Source organism: Pleomorphomonas sp. PLEO, assembly GCF_041320595.1.
Classification (GTDB): Bacteria; Pseudomonadota; Alphaproteobacteria; order Rhizobiales; family Pleomorphomonadaceae; genus Pleomorphomonas.
Window position 1 is genome coordinate 1,848,634 of sequence record NZ_CP166625.1, and the last position, 16,262, is coordinate 1,864,895.

13 protein-coding genes are annotated in these 16,262 nt (G+C 63.3%); 4 read left to right on the forward strand and 9 right to left on the reverse strand.

Annotated features, from left to right (window positions below):
• Positions 1-510: 510 nt before the first annotated feature.
• Positions 511-1,800 carry a folylpolyglutamate synthase/dihydrofolate synthase family protein gene (locus tag AB6N07_RS08395; RefSeq protein WP_370677353.1) on the reverse strand — a complete coding sequence of 430 codons (1,290 nt, stop codon included), beginning with the start codon at positions 1,798-1,800 and terminating at the stop codon, positions 511-513.
• 28 nt (positions 1,801-1,828) lie between these two features.
• A complete protein-coding gene (locus tag AB6N07_RS08400) occupies positions 1,829-2,479 on the reverse strand; it encodes a TetR/AcrR family transcriptional regulator (RefSeq protein WP_370677354.1) in 651 nt (216 codons plus the stop codon).
• A 165-nt stretch (positions 2,480-2,644) separates the two neighbouring features.
• Between AB6N07_RS08400 and AB6N07_RS08405 the strand changes: the two genes are divergently transcribed.
• Both AB6N07_RS08405 and AB6N07_RS08410 read left to right on the forward strand, forming a co-directional pair.
• Positions 2,645-3,160 carry a DinB family protein gene (locus AB6N07_RS08405; protein ID WP_370677355.1) on the forward strand — a complete coding sequence of 172 codons (516 nt, stop codon included), beginning with the start codon at positions 2,645-2,647 and terminating at the stop codon, positions 3,158-3,160.
• A gap of 144 nt (positions 3,161-3,304) precedes the next feature.
• Positions 3,305-3,733: a GFA family protein gene (locus tag AB6N07_RS08410; protein ID WP_370677356.1), complete on the forward strand. Its 429-nt coding sequence runs from the start codon at positions 3,305-3,307 to the stop codon at positions 3,731-3,733.
• A 37-nt stretch (positions 3,734-3,770) separates the two neighbouring features.
• Here AB6N07_RS08410 and AB6N07_RS08415 read toward each other — a convergent pair whose 3' ends face one another.
• From AB6N07_RS08415 to AB6N07_RS08435, 5 genes are all read right to left on the reverse strand, one after another.
• The gene (locus AB6N07_RS08415) at positions 3,771-4,730 is read right to left on the reverse strand and encodes a hypothetical protein (protein ID WP_370677357.1); all 960 of its coding nucleotides are present in this window, start codon (positions 4,728-4,730) and stop codon (positions 3,771-3,773) included.
• 164 nt (positions 4,731-4,894) lie between these two features.
• Complete coding sequence (gene rhuM / locus AB6N07_RS08420; RefSeq protein WP_370677358.1) at positions 4,895-5,611, reverse strand: RhuM family protein; 717 nt, start codon at positions 5,609-5,611, stop codon at positions 4,895-4,897.
• Positions 5,612-6,166: 555 nt separating this feature from the next.
• Positions 6,167-7,417, reverse strand: a complete 1,251-nt coding sequence (locus AB6N07_RS08425; RefSeq protein WP_370677359.1) for a type II toxin-antitoxin system HipA family toxin — start codon at positions 7,415-7,417, stop codon at positions 6,167-6,169.
• The gene (locus AB6N07_RS08430; RefSeq protein WP_370677360.1) at positions 7,414-7,713 is read right to left on the reverse strand and encodes an XRE family transcriptional regulator; all 300 of its coding nucleotides are present in this window, start codon (positions 7,711-7,713) and stop codon (positions 7,414-7,416) included. The genes AB6N07_RS08425 and AB6N07_RS08430 overlap by 4 nt, the downstream gene beginning before the upstream one ends.
• 314 nt (positions 7,714-8,027) lie before the next feature.
• Positions 8,028-9,797: a chloride channel protein gene (locus tag AB6N07_RS08435; protein ID WP_370677361.1), complete on the reverse strand. Its 1,770-nt coding sequence runs from the start codon at positions 9,795-9,797 to the stop codon at positions 8,028-8,030.
• 596 nt (positions 9,798-10,393) lie between these two features.
• On the opposite strand from AB6N07_RS08435, the gene AB6N07_RS08440 reads away from it, so the two are divergent.
• Together AB6N07_RS08440 and AB6N07_RS08445 are read left to right on the forward strand one after the other, a co-directional pair.
• Complete coding sequence (locus tag AB6N07_RS08440) at positions 10,394-12,499, forward strand: methyl-accepting chemotaxis protein (protein WP_370677362.1); 2,106 nt, start codon at positions 10,394-10,396, stop codon at positions 12,497-12,499.
• Between the two features lie 734 nt (positions 12,500-13,233).
• A complete protein-coding gene (locus AB6N07_RS08445) occupies positions 13,234-14,193 on the forward strand; it encodes an IS110 family transposase (RefSeq protein WP_370676023.1) in 960 nt (319 codons plus the stop codon).
• Between the two features lie 486 nt (positions 14,194-14,679).
• On the opposite strand, the gene AB6N07_RS08450 is transcribed toward AB6N07_RS08445, so the two are convergent.
• Both AB6N07_RS08450 and AB6N07_RS08455 read right to left on the reverse strand, forming a co-directional pair.
• Positions 14,680-15,552 carry a hypothetical protein gene (locus tag AB6N07_RS08450; protein ID WP_370677363.1) on the reverse strand — a complete coding sequence of 291 codons (873 nt, stop codon included), beginning with the start codon at positions 15,550-15,552 and terminating at the stop codon, positions 14,680-14,682.
• A 198-nt stretch (positions 15,553-15,750) separates the two neighbouring features.
• Positions 15,751-16,218 carry a hypothetical protein gene (locus tag AB6N07_RS08455; protein WP_370677364.1) on the reverse strand — a complete coding sequence of 156 codons (468 nt, stop codon included), beginning with the start codon at positions 16,216-16,218 and terminating at the stop codon, positions 15,751-15,753.
• Positions 16,219-16,262 lie beyond the last annotated feature (44 nt).

Genomic DNA, 16,262 nt, shown 5'->3' on the forward strand with positions numbered 1-16,262 from the left:
TCCGCTGCGACAGGTGACAGCCAAGCTGTCAGTTGCAAAATGCTGGCGTGGTGCTTGGGCAAATTCCAGGAAAGCACTGTCTCATGGTGTGCCAGTCGATTGCGGAGCACGCGGATAGCACTCAAGGATCTTGTGAAGTCCTTGCGCCGAAGACCTTTCCCATCCTCGCGTCTGGAAACGTCTTTCAGTGTCTTCTGCCAGAGGTTTTCATACTCCTTGCCAAGAATCGCCGTCCTCTAGGCCTGGGTAGGGTATGATCTCATCAGCACTCATGTGGCACATGGGATTGATTTATGCCCCATCCCTGGGTATATTTGTAGTCGTAAACCCCGGTACCGTCTCTGCCCTAGGCATGCGGCCGGGGTAATTTGTTTCTTGGGCGGGTCGCCATTCTTGGCCCGTCGCGTTCAGGGCGCTTCCCCGTTCCTTCCGCCTCCCCCTCGCCAATGAGGCTGTAGGGGGCTTGGCAAGGCCACCGGGCGTAGCGCTGCTTGACACCCTTTGCCGCTTTTACGAGATTTGCCCCTCCGCCGCGACGGCGCCGACGAGGTAGAGCGAGCCGGTGACCAGCACCCAGGCGTTGGTGCGCGCGGCTTCATTGAGGGCCTTGTCGTAGGCGCGTCGCGGGTCGGGCTCGATCTGAGTTTTCAGGCCCAGGTGCTCGGCCATGGCGCTGAGGTCGGCCGGCGGGCGCGATCTTGCGCTGGCGATGGTGAAGATGATCGACACCGGGTAGCGCGCCAGCACGGTCAAAAGGCCGAGGGCGTCCTTGTCGTCGGCGAAGGAGACGACGGCGACGCAGGGGCCGGCGAAGGCGGGGAGCTTGCGAAGGTCGGCCATGACGGCGGCGAGGTTGAAGGGAACGTGCGCGCCGTCGAGGGCGACGGGAACGGGGATGGTGCCGGCGTCCGTCGTCACCTCGGCGGTGAGGAGTTCCAGGCGGCCAGGCAGGCGGGCCGCGTTGATGGTGTCGGGGTCGAGCAGCCAGGCGCCGAGGGCCGCCTTGCCGTGTCGGGCGCCCAGCGCGTCCAGCACCGTGCCGGCGACAATCGCGTTGCCGGCCATGATGCTGGCCGTTTCCGGCACGATTGGGCGCAGCAGGGCGCAGCCAAGCTCGCGGGCGCGGGCGGCGATGACGGCGCCGGCCTCGTCGGCCTCGGCAAGCGGGGTGACGACGATGGAGCCCGGCTTGATGATGCCGGCCTTTTCGAAGGCGATCGCCGCGCGGGTCTTGCCGAGCACTTCGGTGTGCTCCAGCTCGATGTTGGTGATGACGGCCACCTCGCTCTCCACGATATTGGTGGAATCGAGCCGTCCGCCGAGCCCGGTTTCGATCACTGCCCATTCGACGCCGGCCCGGCGGTAGATGACGAAGGCGGTGGCTGTGAGAACGTCGAACCAGGTGGCGTCGCGGCCGGCGGTGCCATCGGTCCGTGCCGCCCGCAAGGCCGCGAGGCAAAGGCCGAGCGCCATGGCCAGATCGGCCTCTCCCACCGGCTTGCCATTGAGGGTGATCCGCTCGCCGACATAGCTGACATGTGGCGAGCTGTAGCGGCCGACCGCGTGGCCGGCGCGGGCAAGGCCCGCCTCCAGCAGCGCGCAGGTCGAGCTTTTTCCCTTGGTGCCCGCCACATGGATGACGCGGAAATTGCGCTGCGGATCGTTGAGCCGGCCGGCGAGATCGCGCATCGGCTCCAGGCCGACCCGCATGCCGCCGCGCGGCCGCTGCTCCCAATTGGTCAACTGGTCGAGCTCGGCGAGGCGGGCGACAAGCTCGGGGTTGGTAATCGTGTTGGCCATCTCAGATCCCTTGCCGTCCCTTGACGGCTTATGGCTGCGGGTGGGCGATCATGCTCTGACGGACGTCTGTCAGATAGAGGCTTATCAGGCGGGTCAGCTCCGTCTGCAAGACCGGATCGTCGATGGCGCCGCGCCGGGCCGCGTTGTGGATCACGCCGTCCATCGCATCGGAGATCACCCGGGCGGCGACGTGATCGGCCGGGCCGGGCGGACGGCAGCGAAACGCGGCGACGACCTCGGCGTAGCGGGCGAGATAGGCGACCTCGAAATCGCTGTGGGGGTCGCGATAGGCATCGGAGCTGGGCGCCTCGTCGAGCAACACGCGGTGCAGCCCCGGACAGCCGCTGTGGGCGGCGATCATCGCCCGCACCAGTTCCCCGGCGAAGGCGGCCGGCGAGGCTCCGTCGGCGCCGACGCCGCGCATCACGGCGATGCAGTCGTCGAGATGGCGATGGCGGATGGCATCGACCAGCGACAGCTTGTCGGGGAAGTATTGGTAGAGCGAACCGATGCTGACGCCGGCAAGCTCGGCCACCTTGTTGGTGGTGAACCCGGCCCAGCCCTCATCGCTCAAAACGCGAGCCCCCGCCTGCAGGATGATCTCCACCGTGGCACGCGAGCGGGCCTGTTTCGGCGCCTTTCGCATGGCCGATGGCCGCCGGGCAATGCGAGTAGACAAGCGGCCGCCTCCGATGAAAATGTGAATGACCTACTCACATTCCTAGAGCATTGTGCGGAAAAGTGGAACCCGGTTTTCCGCAAAAACAATGCGGCAACAAAGACCTGGAGCAAAGTGCGTTCGTCAGAACGCGCGTTGCTCCAGACCTTGGGAGGATCGGCGTCCATGACCCGTTTGTTTCAGCAGCTGTATAGCTACCACGCCTGGGCCAACAGCGAATTGTTCGACAAGCTCGCCCTGGTAGAGGACGAGCGCCACCGGGACGAACTTCAGGCCATGTTGGCCCTGATCAGCCACGCTTATGTGGTGGCGCGCATTTTCGCCGGCCATCTTGAGGGCGTAGCGCATGGCTTTACGTCCGACAATCTTGAGCAACCCCCTGCGCTCGGCGACCTCCGGGCCGCCGTCGCCGCCACTGACACCTGGTATCTCGACTATGTTCGGCAGGTCTCCCCGGCGGCGCTCGCCGAGGCGGTGGACTTCACCTTCACCGATGGCGACCAGGGCCGCATGACGCGGGAGGAAATGCTGACGCATGTGGTGCTGCACGCCGGCTATCATCGCGGCGAAGTGGGCCGGCTGCTGCGGCAGATCTCGGCATCGCTGCCGTGGGATACCTTCGCCGTTTATCTGCATCAGAGCGAGCCGGGACGAAGGGGGCGGGCGGATCGTCACGCTTGAGAAAGATTTGGCCGATATTGCTCAGGGAGAGGCCCTACCTTCTGGCGCTTGGCGCAACGCCAAGATATGCCACGACATAAGACAACACACACCATACGATACGGACTCGCCTCCAGCGCCATCACGTGGAAGGACGTTGTAGATATGGATAAGGAAACTGCCCGCATTGCAACGACTGGCAGATGCTTATGTGGTGTAATCCGTTTCGAAATATTCGGCGAGATTGAAGCCGCTGCGTATTGTCACTGTTCGGATTGCCGAAGATGCACCGGAAGCGCCTTCGGGGTCAGCATTCCTGTGCTGCAAACCAATTTCAAACTCGTATCTGGTGGCCCCAAATCCTTCACGAAAACGGCAGATAGCGGCAACGAACTCACAAGGCACTTCTGCCCGGAGTGCGGTTCGCCATTGTTTACTTCCTCGCCTCGGCATCCAGACCGAGTCTATGTTAAAGCCGGTGTCTTGGATGACCCTGCTGTTGTCGAGCCGGCCTATCAAAGTTGGGTAAGTTCATCGGTAAGCTGGGCAAACATTCCGCCAAGCCTGCGCGGCTATGAAAAGGGCAGACGATAAAGCTCGGTGAACGAACCTCTCACACAGCCTGCCCGCGCTATGGCGCTTTTCCGAGCCAAGGCGTCGCCGGGCTCCAGAAAATGATGTTGGCGCCCAGGTAATCGGTGGCGAACTGCTCGAATTCGTCGCGGGTGAATGGCTTGCCGGTCTTGGCGTTCTTGTAGGTCAGGGTCGGTTCCTGAATGGCCATCGCAATCAGCGGCAGCTTGCCAGCGTATTGATGGAAGAAGGGGTAGGCGTTTTTCATCTGTCCCTTGCGGTAGGGGATGACATCGGGCCCACCCAGGCCGACGCCGTTCTTCTCGGCGTATTGGAACAGCCGCTCCATGTAGCGGTGGTCGTTGTTCCATTCGCAGGGCCAGAAGTTCACATACTGAACGACATGGGATGTCTTGAACGCCTGCCGCGCGACGGCGAGGTTTTCCAGCTCGGCGTTAAAGTAAGCGTCGCAGCTGAACCCGGTTCGATCGCCTTTCATGTCGATGTCGATGGCGGTCTCCGGCAGGTTCACGCCATAGACCTTGCCGTCGAATTGCTCGGCCAGCGCCCGCAGAAGGCCCTGGTAGCGATCGCGCAGGCGCGGGTTCCACTGCGTGGCGACCCACCCGGCGCCCACCGGCTGGCCTTCGCCGGCGTTGTCCACCTGGGCGACGAGGCCGCCGCCGTAGTCCGGCGCGATCAGATAATCGGGAATATTGCGCGCCTTGGGCGAGAAGAACCGGTCCTGGATCTGGATGAACAGCTTCTTGTTGACGCCGTCCACGATGGCGAGGTCGTGCTGGATCTGAGAGAAGTCGTAGACGCCACGGCTCGGCTCGAGAGCTTTCCAGTTATAGACGACCTGCACCCCCTCGATATCGGGCCGGGCCAGCAGGCCGGTCAGCTCCTCCACGCTCTGCGATGAGGCAAAGAGGAAATTCGATGGGCGCGCGGCCTGTTCGGCTTTTACCGGGCCGACAGCGGCGAGGGAGACGGCCAGCACGCGCAGGAGCTTCACGATTTTCATTTGTCCGGCCTGTTATCAGGTGCTTGGTCGCAGAGAGGCGATGGGGCCGCCGTGTGGTCGCCTCGTTTCGCCGCTCCCTCTTTCATGGACGGATGAGGCAGATCTAGGGCGCCTCGCCCGGAGCAGGGTGCTTGCGGCGGCGGTAGTGGAAGCGGTTAGGGTGCCCTATATCGGCCGATCGCTCCATCCTGCCCGAGGTCCCCCGCCTGCGCGGAGGATGACAGTATTATATATATGAAACAAAGCGATATAGGTTTCCGTGCCTTCTCATAAGGTGTCCTCCGCCCCATAGGTGTCCTCCTTCCTATAGGTTGTCCTCCTCTGCGAAGGCAGAGGATCTCAGGCCGAAAAGGGCGAGGGGGAACTATAGGGCGCCTGGCGAAGTGTGGGCTCTTGGTAGGCCATCCGGTATGCCGCAACCCGTGCAAGAATTGCACGAGTTCCACCCCGCGTCGAGAAAACGCAGATGCGATGGCCTTGAGGTCAGGGCCTTTGCGCGCGTACTGAACGAGGACGCCGGTGGCCCAGCGGCGGAACAGGGTGGCCTGGGTTGAGGATACCCGGTAGCCGACGGAGATCACCATATCGAGGCTGTAGAGTGTGACCGGCTTTGCCGAACCAGCAATTTGCACTTTTTGCAAATTGCTCCCCTCGTCGAGTTCTCCTTCCTCGATCACGTTGGCAATGTGTCTGGATATGGTGGACACGTCACGACCAAAAAGCTGGCTGATCTGCGCCTGCGTCATCCAAAGCGTGTCGCCCTCGAAGCGGACATCGAGCCGCAGCCCCTTTGGCGTGCTGTAGACGAGGAACCGGTCTCCGGTGCTTTCGTCTTCCACGAGATGTACTGGCTCGTTTTGGTCGTCGCTCATGGCACCCAGACTCAGTTGAACGGGGGAGTCTAAACACGGTTGGCGATGAGATCAAAACGGAAACACAGTTTGGGGACAAGCCATTTGATCCAGCGCGCCAGATTTCGTCAACCGTGGCGGGGAGGCCCTATATCGACCGGGTGCTCCGTTCTGCCCGAGGTCCCCCGCCTGCGCGGAGGATGACAGTTTTATATATATGAAACAAAGCGGTAGAGGTTCGCACGCTTTCCCGGAAGGCGTCCTCCTCCCCATAAGGTGTCCTCCGTTCCATAGGTTGTCCTCCTCTGCGAAGGCAGAGGATCTCAGGCCGAAGGGGGGGAGGGGGAAATATAGGGCGCCTAGCGAAGTGTGGTTCTTGGTGGGCCATCCGATATGCCGCAACGTGTGCAAGAATTGCACGGGTTCGGCCACGCGTCGAGAAAACTCAGATGCGATGGCCTTGAGGTCGGGGCCTTTGTGCGCCGCAGGTGGTTTCGCCCCTGAAGTGCGGGCGCTAGGTGGAGAAGGGGTAACCGAAGGTTTCGCGCACTACCACGGCCATCCGGATGAGCGGGTTCACATCCCCGTCCCGTTCAGCTTGCGATCCAGCTCGGTAGTCCGCGCCTTTCCAAGGCCGGCGTCGTCAGCCCATCGCGGCCAGCTGGCGATCGCGGCGCGTACCTCGTCGATAGCCCGCAGGGCGTCGCGCTCGGGGATCGAGGCCTCTTTTGCCACCGCGAGCAGATGGTCCCGGCCTGGATGGCGTCCTTCGCCGGCAATCGCCGCGCTATGTTCGCCCGCCGGCCCATCCGAATAGGTGAGGTCGTAGGCCGGGGCGAGGGTCCATTGGCCATCGGCGCCCATCAGGAAGGCCTGGTTCTTGGCGTGGTCATCGCGGTTGTGCGCCAGCACGTTGAACGTCATGTGGCGGAACATGCGCGCCACGTCCTGGCTGTTGCGCGTCAGCACGGCGGTCAGCTTGTGAAGGGCGCCATAATCAAGCGATGCCTCGCGGTGGCTGGCGTTGAGCAGGCCGCTCGCGGTGTGCATGTGAAGGCGGCCGTTCGCCTGTCGGTCGAACCGTTTCGTCGCGAAGAGGCGATGCCCTCTGGCAGTTTTGATGACAGAGGTTTCGGCCATCTCCAGTCCGGCGGCGCGCGCCATCAGGGCGTAGGCATGCTCCTCGGCGCCGATGTCCTCCCGGTCGCCGATGGCGCGCCCCTTGACCAGCCATGGCTCGAACCCCGAGGGCATGCCAAGGCCGTAGTCGAGACGGAACGATTGCTTGCGGCCGTCGAGGCCGATCATGATCTTCGGTCTGGCACCCGCCGAGCCGCCCTCAGCCGCCTGCAAGGCGTCGATCTCGGCGGTATCCATCTCACCCTGGACACGATCCACCTGCTCGACGAACCAGTCGAGATCGTCCTGTCCTTGTTCCCCGCTCGGCAGCTCGGGCACGAAGACCAACGCGCCCATGCCGTTGCCACCAACCGCCGACAGGCGATCGATCGGGCTTACGTCGCCTGACTTCGCGCCGATCTTTTCAAGGCGCCGATCAAGCAGCAATCTGCCCCAGCCGTCGGGAACGCTGTCGTTGAAAAGGCCATGCAGCCCCTCGAACTCCCGTGGGACAGGGCTGGCGGCGGACAGCCCGGCCCTGACGGGCAGGCGGAACGGCGACACCGGCAGCGGGGCGGCGATAAAGCCCGGCGCATATTCGAAATAGGCCCGCCTCTCCTCCGCGCTCCACGCCAGCGTTCCCAGCTCGCGCTCTGTGCCCTCAAGGTTAAGCAGGACCTGCATTTTCTTGATGGGGACGAACTTCATTTGCTGCGCGCCCTCCGCCGCACCGGGCGGCCCACGACGTCGTCCAGCGTCTTCACCGGACGCGGCGGAAACAAGGCCTCGAATTCCGCTTCCGCCTCCAGGGCGAAGGCGATCTTCACGACCGCTTCGAACGATGCCTTGCCCGTTTCCTCAAACAGCCGGAGCGAGCCGTAGGACACACCGGAGCGCGACGCCAGCTCGCGCTGCGTCAGGTCGAGGTCGAGCCGCCGGCGCTTCATGCGCGCCGCGACGCCGTTGAGGATCTCTGCCGGCGAGGTGAGTTTAAGTGCGAACATGGTAGCGTTCATTTATGAATTTGAGGATTAGTGATAAAATAATAGCATTTAGGAGGGGTGTCAATGCGGGCGGATGGTGGCGCTCTATATGGGCCGATGACTCCATCCTGCCTGAGGTCCCCGCCTCCGCGAGGATGAGAGTATTATATATAGGAAACAAAACGGTAGAGGTTCGCGCGCCTTCCCATAAGGTTTCCTCCTCCCCATAGGTTGTCCTCCTCTGCGAAGGCAGAGGATCTCAGGCCGAAAAGGGCGAGGGGGAACTATAGGGCGCCTCATGGGGGTGAAGGCCATTTAGGTTGCGCTACCCAACCTCACCCTTCCCCCATCAGATCCCGTCTGGCCTTGTCCAGCTCCTCCGCGTATCTCCGCATCAGATACTGCTCGGTCAGCAGCCCGATCACCCGCCTGGTCTGGAGGCTGTCGACGACGGCGAGTTCCTCAGCTTTGGCGGTGTCGAACAGTTCGGCGGCTTCCGAGACGTTCATGGCGGGGGTGAGCATGGCGTCGCGGTGGCGGAGGAGGGGGGCGATTTCGCCTCGGGCTTCGGTGGCGCCGGCGGCGTAGGCGTCGGCCACCACCATGATGCCGGCGTAGGCTCCGTTGCCGTCGATGGCGATGGCGCGCTGGGTGGAGCCGAGCGGGAAGATGGAGCGGAAGGCGTCGAGGGTGAGGGTTGCCGAGACGGTGCGCAGGTCGGAGCGCATCATTCTGGAGACGGTGAGCGAGCGCATGCGGCCGACGTCGTGGGCGCTGCGGATGGTTTCGCCGCGCAAGTGCAGGCGCCAGGTGGAGAAGGAGTAGCCGAAGGTTTCGCGCACCACCACGGCCGAGACGATGGAGGCGGCGAGCACGGCGCCGGTGATGGAGAGGTCGCGGGTGGTTTCCAGCGCCAGGAAGGCCATGGTCATCGGGCCGCCGACCACGCCGACGGCCAGCGCCGACATGCCGACCACCGAGGACAGAAGCGGCGACAGGTGCGGCAGGATGCCTGAGGCGACCAGCAATAGCGCGTAGGCCTTGCCGAACAGGGCGCCGAGATAGAGCGAAGCGAAGAACAGGCCGCCGCGAAAGCCGGAGCCGAGCGACAGCGCCGAGGCCAGCGCCTTCAGCGCGAACAGGGTGAGCAGCATCTGCCAACCGGCGTCGGACTGGAGATCGACGTGCAGCGCGCCGTGGCCCGACGACAGGACGTGCGGCGTCATCAGCGCCAGGCCGCCGACCAGCGCGCCGCCGATCGCCGGCCGGGCCCAGCTCGGGATCTTCGCCCAGCGGAAGGCGCGCTCGACGCCGGTGACCAGCTGCATGATGGCGACGGCGAGCAAGCCGCCGATCAGGCCGAGAGCCACGAAAGGCGCGAGGTCGGAAGCGGTGAGGACCGGGATAGGGCCGACTTCGATGGTGGTTTGCACGGCGCCCAGCCAGCCGGCCGTCAGGCTGGCGGCCAGGGATGCGGCCAGTACCGGGGCGACGAGGGCCACCGAATAGGTGCCGATGATCAGCTCGAAGCCATAGAAGGCGCCGGTGATCGGCGCGTCGAAGGCGGCGGATATGGCGCCGGCGGCGGCGCAGCCGACCAGGGTGCGGATGTCGCGGCGGCGCAGGCGTATGGCCTCGGCGATGGCCGATGCAAAGGCGGAACTGGCCTGGGTGTAGCCGGCCTCAAGGCCGACCGAGGCGCCGAAGCCGGAGGAGATCATCGTCTGCACGGCCAGCAGCACGCTTTCGCCGACGTTCATGCGGCCGCCGTGCAGGGCGTTGGCCTCGATGGGGTCGACCGGCGGGCGGGCAAAGCGGCGGCGTAGCAGCCAGGTGATCAGCGCCAGCACGATGCCGCCCGCCACCGGCACCAGGGCCAGCGCCGGATGGGACAGGCTCGGCTGCTGGCTGAGCCTTTCGCCCGACGGCAGCAGGAACAGCCATTGATGGGCCGCGTTGGTGATCCAGCTCATGGTGGTGACGACGAGCCCGGCCAGGCAGCCGACCAGCGTGGCGATCGCCAACAGGCCCAGCTCGCGATAGCGGCGCAGCCGGATGAGGGCGCGGAAGCCGGCGAAGGTGAGGGTGGAGACGACGTTACGCAAGGAACTGACCGGACGGTTGATGGCAGGCGGTTATTTGCCCACCTTACCCCGACTTTGGTAGCAAATGGAATGTCCCGGCGGCAGGACGGGGGTGGGCTTGCCCAAGGGCGCTGTTCACTGAAACGAGGTGTTAGCCGGCGGTAAGCTGCAAATGGCTTGTTAAATTTAACGATAGTTTTCGCTGTCAACTTTTCCAATATCGATGGTTTCCCTCGATAGTTTCTCCGGCAAAGGGGCTGGGGTGTCGATGGATTTGGCGCTGACCTCCCCTCATGAAAATTCGAAACGTTACCGTGACTTTTGCCTCGGTTTGCCGATTTCGCGGGGCATTAACAGTGTGGCTGGCCGTCAATTCTAGATTGGAACGGCTCAAAACATAATAAAAGCTGTCGCGCACCCAAGTTTTATTTGCTCTCCCGCAGGTTGCGCTCCCTGTATTGGGGTAACCGCCAATCGTTGTATTTTCTATTTTCCGAAATTATTTTCGCGTTCGGCAATTAGGAAAACGGAATAGGTCTGCGATTACCTCCGCTTTTACCTTAATGAACTGTTCAATATTTGTCCCTTACCCTGTTAAGTGAAATATGGAGGGCAAGATGGGCCGGATTCTGAGCCGATTCAGTCTGGGGACTGTGCTGGGGTTTTTCACCGTTCTGATGTGCGTGGCGGTGACCGGCCTCAGTGCCAAGCTGATGCTGGGCAGCTACTCATCGTTGCAGACGGCCAAGACCGTTACCGCGCTGACGACGATGGATGAGCATGTGTTCAACGTGCTGCAATCCCTGCGCTACGAGCGCGGCGACACCGGCTCCAGCCTGACCATGCCCCCCGACAAGACGGCCGCGCTGATCGACGGCATTGCCGGCTATCGCAAGATCGTTGACGCCAACATGGCGGACATCACCGGCGAGAACCTCGCCGCGTTCCCGGCCTGGCAGACCAGCGCCGGCGCCATTGCCTCGGCTTACGACACGCTGAAGGGCCTGCGCGCCACCGCCGACGGCAATTTCACCAAGGCGCCGGAGCAGCGGGACGCCGAATTCGTCAAAAGCTTCATGCCGACGTCGGCCGGCATTCTGACGGTGTTCGAAACCGCCTCCAAACAGCTCGACGCCGAGATTCGCCGGCTCGATGCCGGAAGCGGCGAACTGCTGCTGACCAAGCAGATGGCCTGGACGGCGCGGTCGGTGTCCGGCACGCCGGCCATCACGATGCAGGGGGCGCTGTCGTCCGGCAAGCAGCTGACTGACGACGGCGTGCGCGCCATCGTTGCCGGGCGGGCGCAATCGGAAATCAACTGGGCCAGCATGAAGGAACTGGCCAAGAGCCAGAACCTCGGGCCGACTTTCGACACGGCCGTGCAGGCGGCGGACGAGGCCTATTTCACCGGCGCCTTCAACGACGCCTATCTCAAGGCGATCAATGAACTGTCGGCCGGCGACAAGAGCTCGATGACCTTCGAGACGTTCAAGCCGCAGGTGACCGCCGCGCTCGGCAAGGTGGCGGCCGTGGCCAGCGCGGTGATCGACGTGGCGCTGTCGCGCGCTGAGGAGATGACGGGCACGCAGAACCAGCTGTTCATGAGCTACACGGCGATGCTGGTGCTGGCCCTGGCGCTGTCCGCCTTCAGCCTCGCGGTGGTACGGACGCATGTCGTCAGCCCGCTCAACCAGATGACCCAGGCGATGTCCAGCCTGGCCGACAACGACCTTTCGGTGGTCATTCCCGGCGCGGGCCGTGGCGACGAGATCGGCGCCATGTCCAAGGCGGTGGGCTTTTTCAAGGACAAGCTGATCCACAATGGTGAGCTCGAGCGGCGGATGGCCGCCGAGAAAGCCAGCGCCGAAGAGCATCGGCGGCGGGCGATGACCGAGATGGCCGACAATTTCGAGGCGGCGGTGGGGGGCGTGATCGGTGCCGTTTCCAGCGCCTCGCACCAGCTGCAGGGCGCGGCGCAGACCATGTCGGCGACGGCGGAGGAAACCACGCACCAGTCGACGGCGGTGGCCGCCGCCGCCGAGCAGGCGTCGTCCAACGTGCAGACGGTGGCCTCGGCCGCCGAGGAGCTGGCGGCGTCGGTGGGCGAGATCGGCCAGCGGGTGCAGCATTCGGCGCAGATCTCCGGTGAGGCGGCGAAGGAAGCCGACGCCATCGGTGCCAAGATGGGGCGCCTGTCGGAAGCGGCGCAGAAGATCGGCGACATCATCGGCCTGATCACCAACATCGCCGGCCAGACCAACCTGTTGGCGCTCAACGCCACCATCGAGGCGGCGCGGGCGGGCGATGCCGGCAAGGGCTTTGCCGTGGTGGCGGCCGAAGTGAAGAACCTCGCCGACCAGACCGCCAAGGCGACGAGCGAGATCGCCCGGCAGATCGAGGAGATCCAGGGCTCGACCCAGGAATCGGCGGCGGCGATCGGCACCATCACCGGCACCATCCGCCAGATGAACGACATCGCCACGGCCATCGCCGAGGCGGTGGAGGAGCAGGGCCTGTCCACCAACGAGATCGCCCGCAACGTGCAGCAGGCCTCGGCCGGCACCTCCGAGGTGTCGTCCAACATCGTCGGCGTGACCAGGGCGGCATCGGAGAGTTCGGCCGCCTCCACCCAGGTGCTGGCCTCGGCCTCCGAACTCAGCCAGCAGTCGGCGCGGCTGCGGCGAGAGGTGGAGCAGTTTCTAGCAACCGTCCGAGCGGCCTGACCTAAATTCTACTGGGGCGGGCATCTGGCTTAGAGTGCTGCGCTTCCGGTGCTCACGGACCCTTAAGTCCGCTCCGCTCCGGTTCTCGCACTCGTCGCCATCTGCCTCGCCCCAGCGAATTTCGGCTCAGGCCTTGGGCGCCCTTCGTACGGGGAGCGCTATATCGGCGGGGTGCTCCGTTCTGCCTGAGGTCCTCTGCCTGCGCAGAGGATGACAGGTAATTTATATAATAAAAACAAATGCATAGATTGTCATCCTCTGCGCAGGCAGAGGACCTCGGGACGAGAAGGTGGCTTGGGATGTATCAGGCTCCCGATGTGCTTGGAGGGCGACATCGGAGCGCCGCGCTCCGGTAGCCGCATTCGTCGCCATCTGCCTCGCCCCAGCGAATTTCGGCTCAGGCCTTGGGCGCCCTTCGTACGGGGAGCGCTATATCGGCGGGGTGCTCCGTTCTGCCTGAGGTCCTCTGCCTGCGCAGAGGATTGTTCGTCTGCGTTGTCTTAAGATGAAGGCGGCCTCTCCGGCCGGTTGGTTTGACGACCCCGGAGAGGCCGGTGGCAGGCGACCGTGCGGAGGATCGGGTTTTCACCCGTTGTCATCAAGGCTCCCTGCCATCTTCCATCATTCGCTTGGAGAGTTGATGGGGTCTCTGGGGGCTGACCCTTGCCGATCAGACCCACGCCCGAGAACAATCCGAAGCTCATGGTGGCCTAACTTGGGAAGGATAGCACATCATGACCTTTTTGCAGAAGGCTCCCGAGATCGTTCTGGGCTTCGATGTCTCCCAGGACACGCTGACGGTCTTCCAAGCCCTTTCCTCGTCTGCCTGTCCGAAGCCTTGCGTCATCGACAATACCGCCGCCGCCATCCGCCGCTTTCTGAAGAGTCTTGAGCGGATAGACCTTGCGGTCTGCGAGCCGACCGGTGGCCATGAGCATGTCCTTGTGGCCGAACTGATGGCCGCAGGCATTGCCTGCCACCGGGTGGATGCCTTGAAGGTAAAGGCTTTTATCCGCTCCTTCGGCACCCTGGCCAAGACGGACGCTCTCGATGCCGAAGCGCTGGCCCGCTACGGGCAGGATCGCTGGGATCGGCTTTCCCTCTTCCTGCCGAAAGAGGCCGACCAGAAGATCTTGACCGATCTGGTTGCCCGGCGCGAGGACCTGGTTGCCCTCAAGGTGGCCGAGCAGAACCGGGCAAGAGCGCCGGCCAGCAAGGTGATCAAGGCGTCCTGTGACGCCATCCTGCGGGCCATCGTCCGCCAGATCAAAGCCATTGAGGCGGAGACGAAGGCGCTGATCGACAGAACCCCGCAGCTCAAGGCTGCCTTCCGGGAAATGCAGAGCTTGCCCGGTGTCGGGTCGCTGACCGCGATCGCTCTTCTCGCCCACATGCCAGAGCTGGGCAGCCTGCAGCGAAGGCAGGCGGCCTCGCTGGCCGGCGTGGCCCCACACGCCAATGACAGCGGTCTGTTCAAGGGACACAGGACGATGCGCGGTGGACGCTCTGAGGTGCGTCGTCTCCTCTTCATGGCAGCCCTGGCCGCAAGCCACGCAAAGGGACCATTACGTGAGGTCTATCAACGCCTTGTTCAAAACGGAAAGAAGCCAATCGTCGCCATCGGAGCCCTCATGCGCAAGATCATCGTCATCCTCAATGCAAGACTGAGAGACCTCAATGCCCAACAGAGTTGATGACAGCTTGCTGGGAAGGCTCGCAAGCGGCTACCATACTGTTTCGTATATATAATTTACCTGTCATCCTCTGCGCAGGCAGAGGACCTCGGGACGAGAAGGTGGCTTGGGATGTATCAGGCTCCCGAGGTGCTTGGAGCGCGACATCGGCCGCTTGCTCCAGTTCTCGAAGCCGTCGCCACCTGCCTCGGCACCAGCGAATTTCGGCTCAGACCTTGGGAGCACTTCGGACGGGGAGCGCGATATCGGCCGATCGTCTCATCCTGCCTGAGGTCCTCTGCCTGCGCAGAGGATGACGGGTAATTTATATAATAAAAACAATTGCATAGATTGTCACCCTCTGCGCGAGAAAGAAGATCTCGGGACGAGAGGGTGGCTTGGGATGTATCAGGCTCCCGATGTGCTTGGAGTGCGATATAGGCCGCGCGCTCCGGTTGCCGAATTGGTCGCCAGCTGCCTGATACCAGCGAATTTCGGCTCGGGCTCTCAGGCTGCGACGGATGTTCTGAGCTGCTGCATGGCCAGCCGATAGACCAGGTCGTTGCCGACGCTGGTGTCGGCGATGAACCGGTCGAAGCCGGAACGGGCGGCGTCGGTCAGCGTGGCGCGGCCCTTTTCAAGGCGGGCGAGCCCCTGCGCCTCGGCCGCGCTGAGCAGCTTGCGCACGTGGCTGCGTGAGACGCCGAAGCTGTCGCCGAGCTCGGTCAGCGAGATGTCCAGCGGCGCGTCCACGCCCTGTTCAAGGCTGAGTTGCATCAGCTTGGTCAGGATCATGAAGCCGGCCTCGCGGGGCAGGAAATGCGCGATGGTCGGGTTGGCCATGATGAACGCTTGCGAGTATTTGATGAAGCCGAAGCCGATCCGCCGCGCGATGCGCTGAAAGATCGGATCGCGCCGCATCGGCTCGGGGTAGCCGGGGTCGGGGAACATCACATCAAGCGGACGGTAGTAGGCCAAGAGCGCCTGCTGGTCGTGGGCCAGCATTTTCTCCGTTGGCTCCAAGAGCGTCACGCGCCGGTCGGTCGGGGCGGTAAACAGGTTGATGTAGCCGGTTTCCGCCAGACGCTGCACGATGTCGTGGACGCGGCGTCCGCTTGAAATGCCGTTTTCCTCGATCTGTTCCTTGAGGCGCAGCACCGTCGGCCAGCTCGCCCGGTCCTCCGGTAGGTAGCCGGCATGCATGGTGATGACGGTGAAGAAGACGTAGGCCCGCCCCTCGTCCATCAGCACGCGATTAAGCGACGTCCTGTTCTCGTGCATGCCGAGAATTTCCCGCATGTAGGCGGCGCGCGCCTCGGCAAAGCGGGGATGGGCGAGAATGTCCTCGGCTGAAAAGGCCGGTCGAAGGCTTTCATCCATGCTGGCTTCCCGAAAGAAAAGGCTGGGACATGGCAAGCAGCGGGTGCTCGCTTGGCGGCCCTTCCTCTCCTTAAAATTGCATGCCTGTGCTTCTTAATAGCGAAGTGCAACGCGGCGCACAATGAGGCGGTGACGGGGAGGGGACTTTGCATAGAGCGGATTATCAGGCACTTCAGCCTGTCACGGCCGTTCGGGCAGTTACGATCTCAGCCCTGCCAGCCGTTTGGGATGCCTCAGTGCATGCTTGTACTCGGCTCGGGAAATGAACGGCCAGGCGAGGTGGTCGCCCGATGCGAGAAACCGGCCTGCTTGCTTCGGGGAGAGAGCCCCGACTTTGCTCAGCCACCTGGCAAAAGTCGATCGTGTGCGTCGCATGGGTGTGAGACCAGGCAGCGGGATCTGGGGCCAGCGGTATTCGAAGTCGCTATCCAGAAACAGGATCCAGCGCAGTGCCTCCCGGCGGTCACTGGGCTCAATGCTGTGAAGACCGACCAGCCGATGCTCACTCATATCGCCGTAGAGCAATCCTGCCATTTCGGTGATTGCTTGGATCGCGGCGTCTTCGGTTGTCGGGACGGTATCCTCGAATTGGTCGTTGCTGATCTTTCCCGAAATCAGCAGCCTGAGATTTTTGGATAGCTGGGCGCGCGCTGACCGGTCGATCATCTGCCATTCCGGACGGTGTATTCGTCTCGCTGAGCTTATTTCAG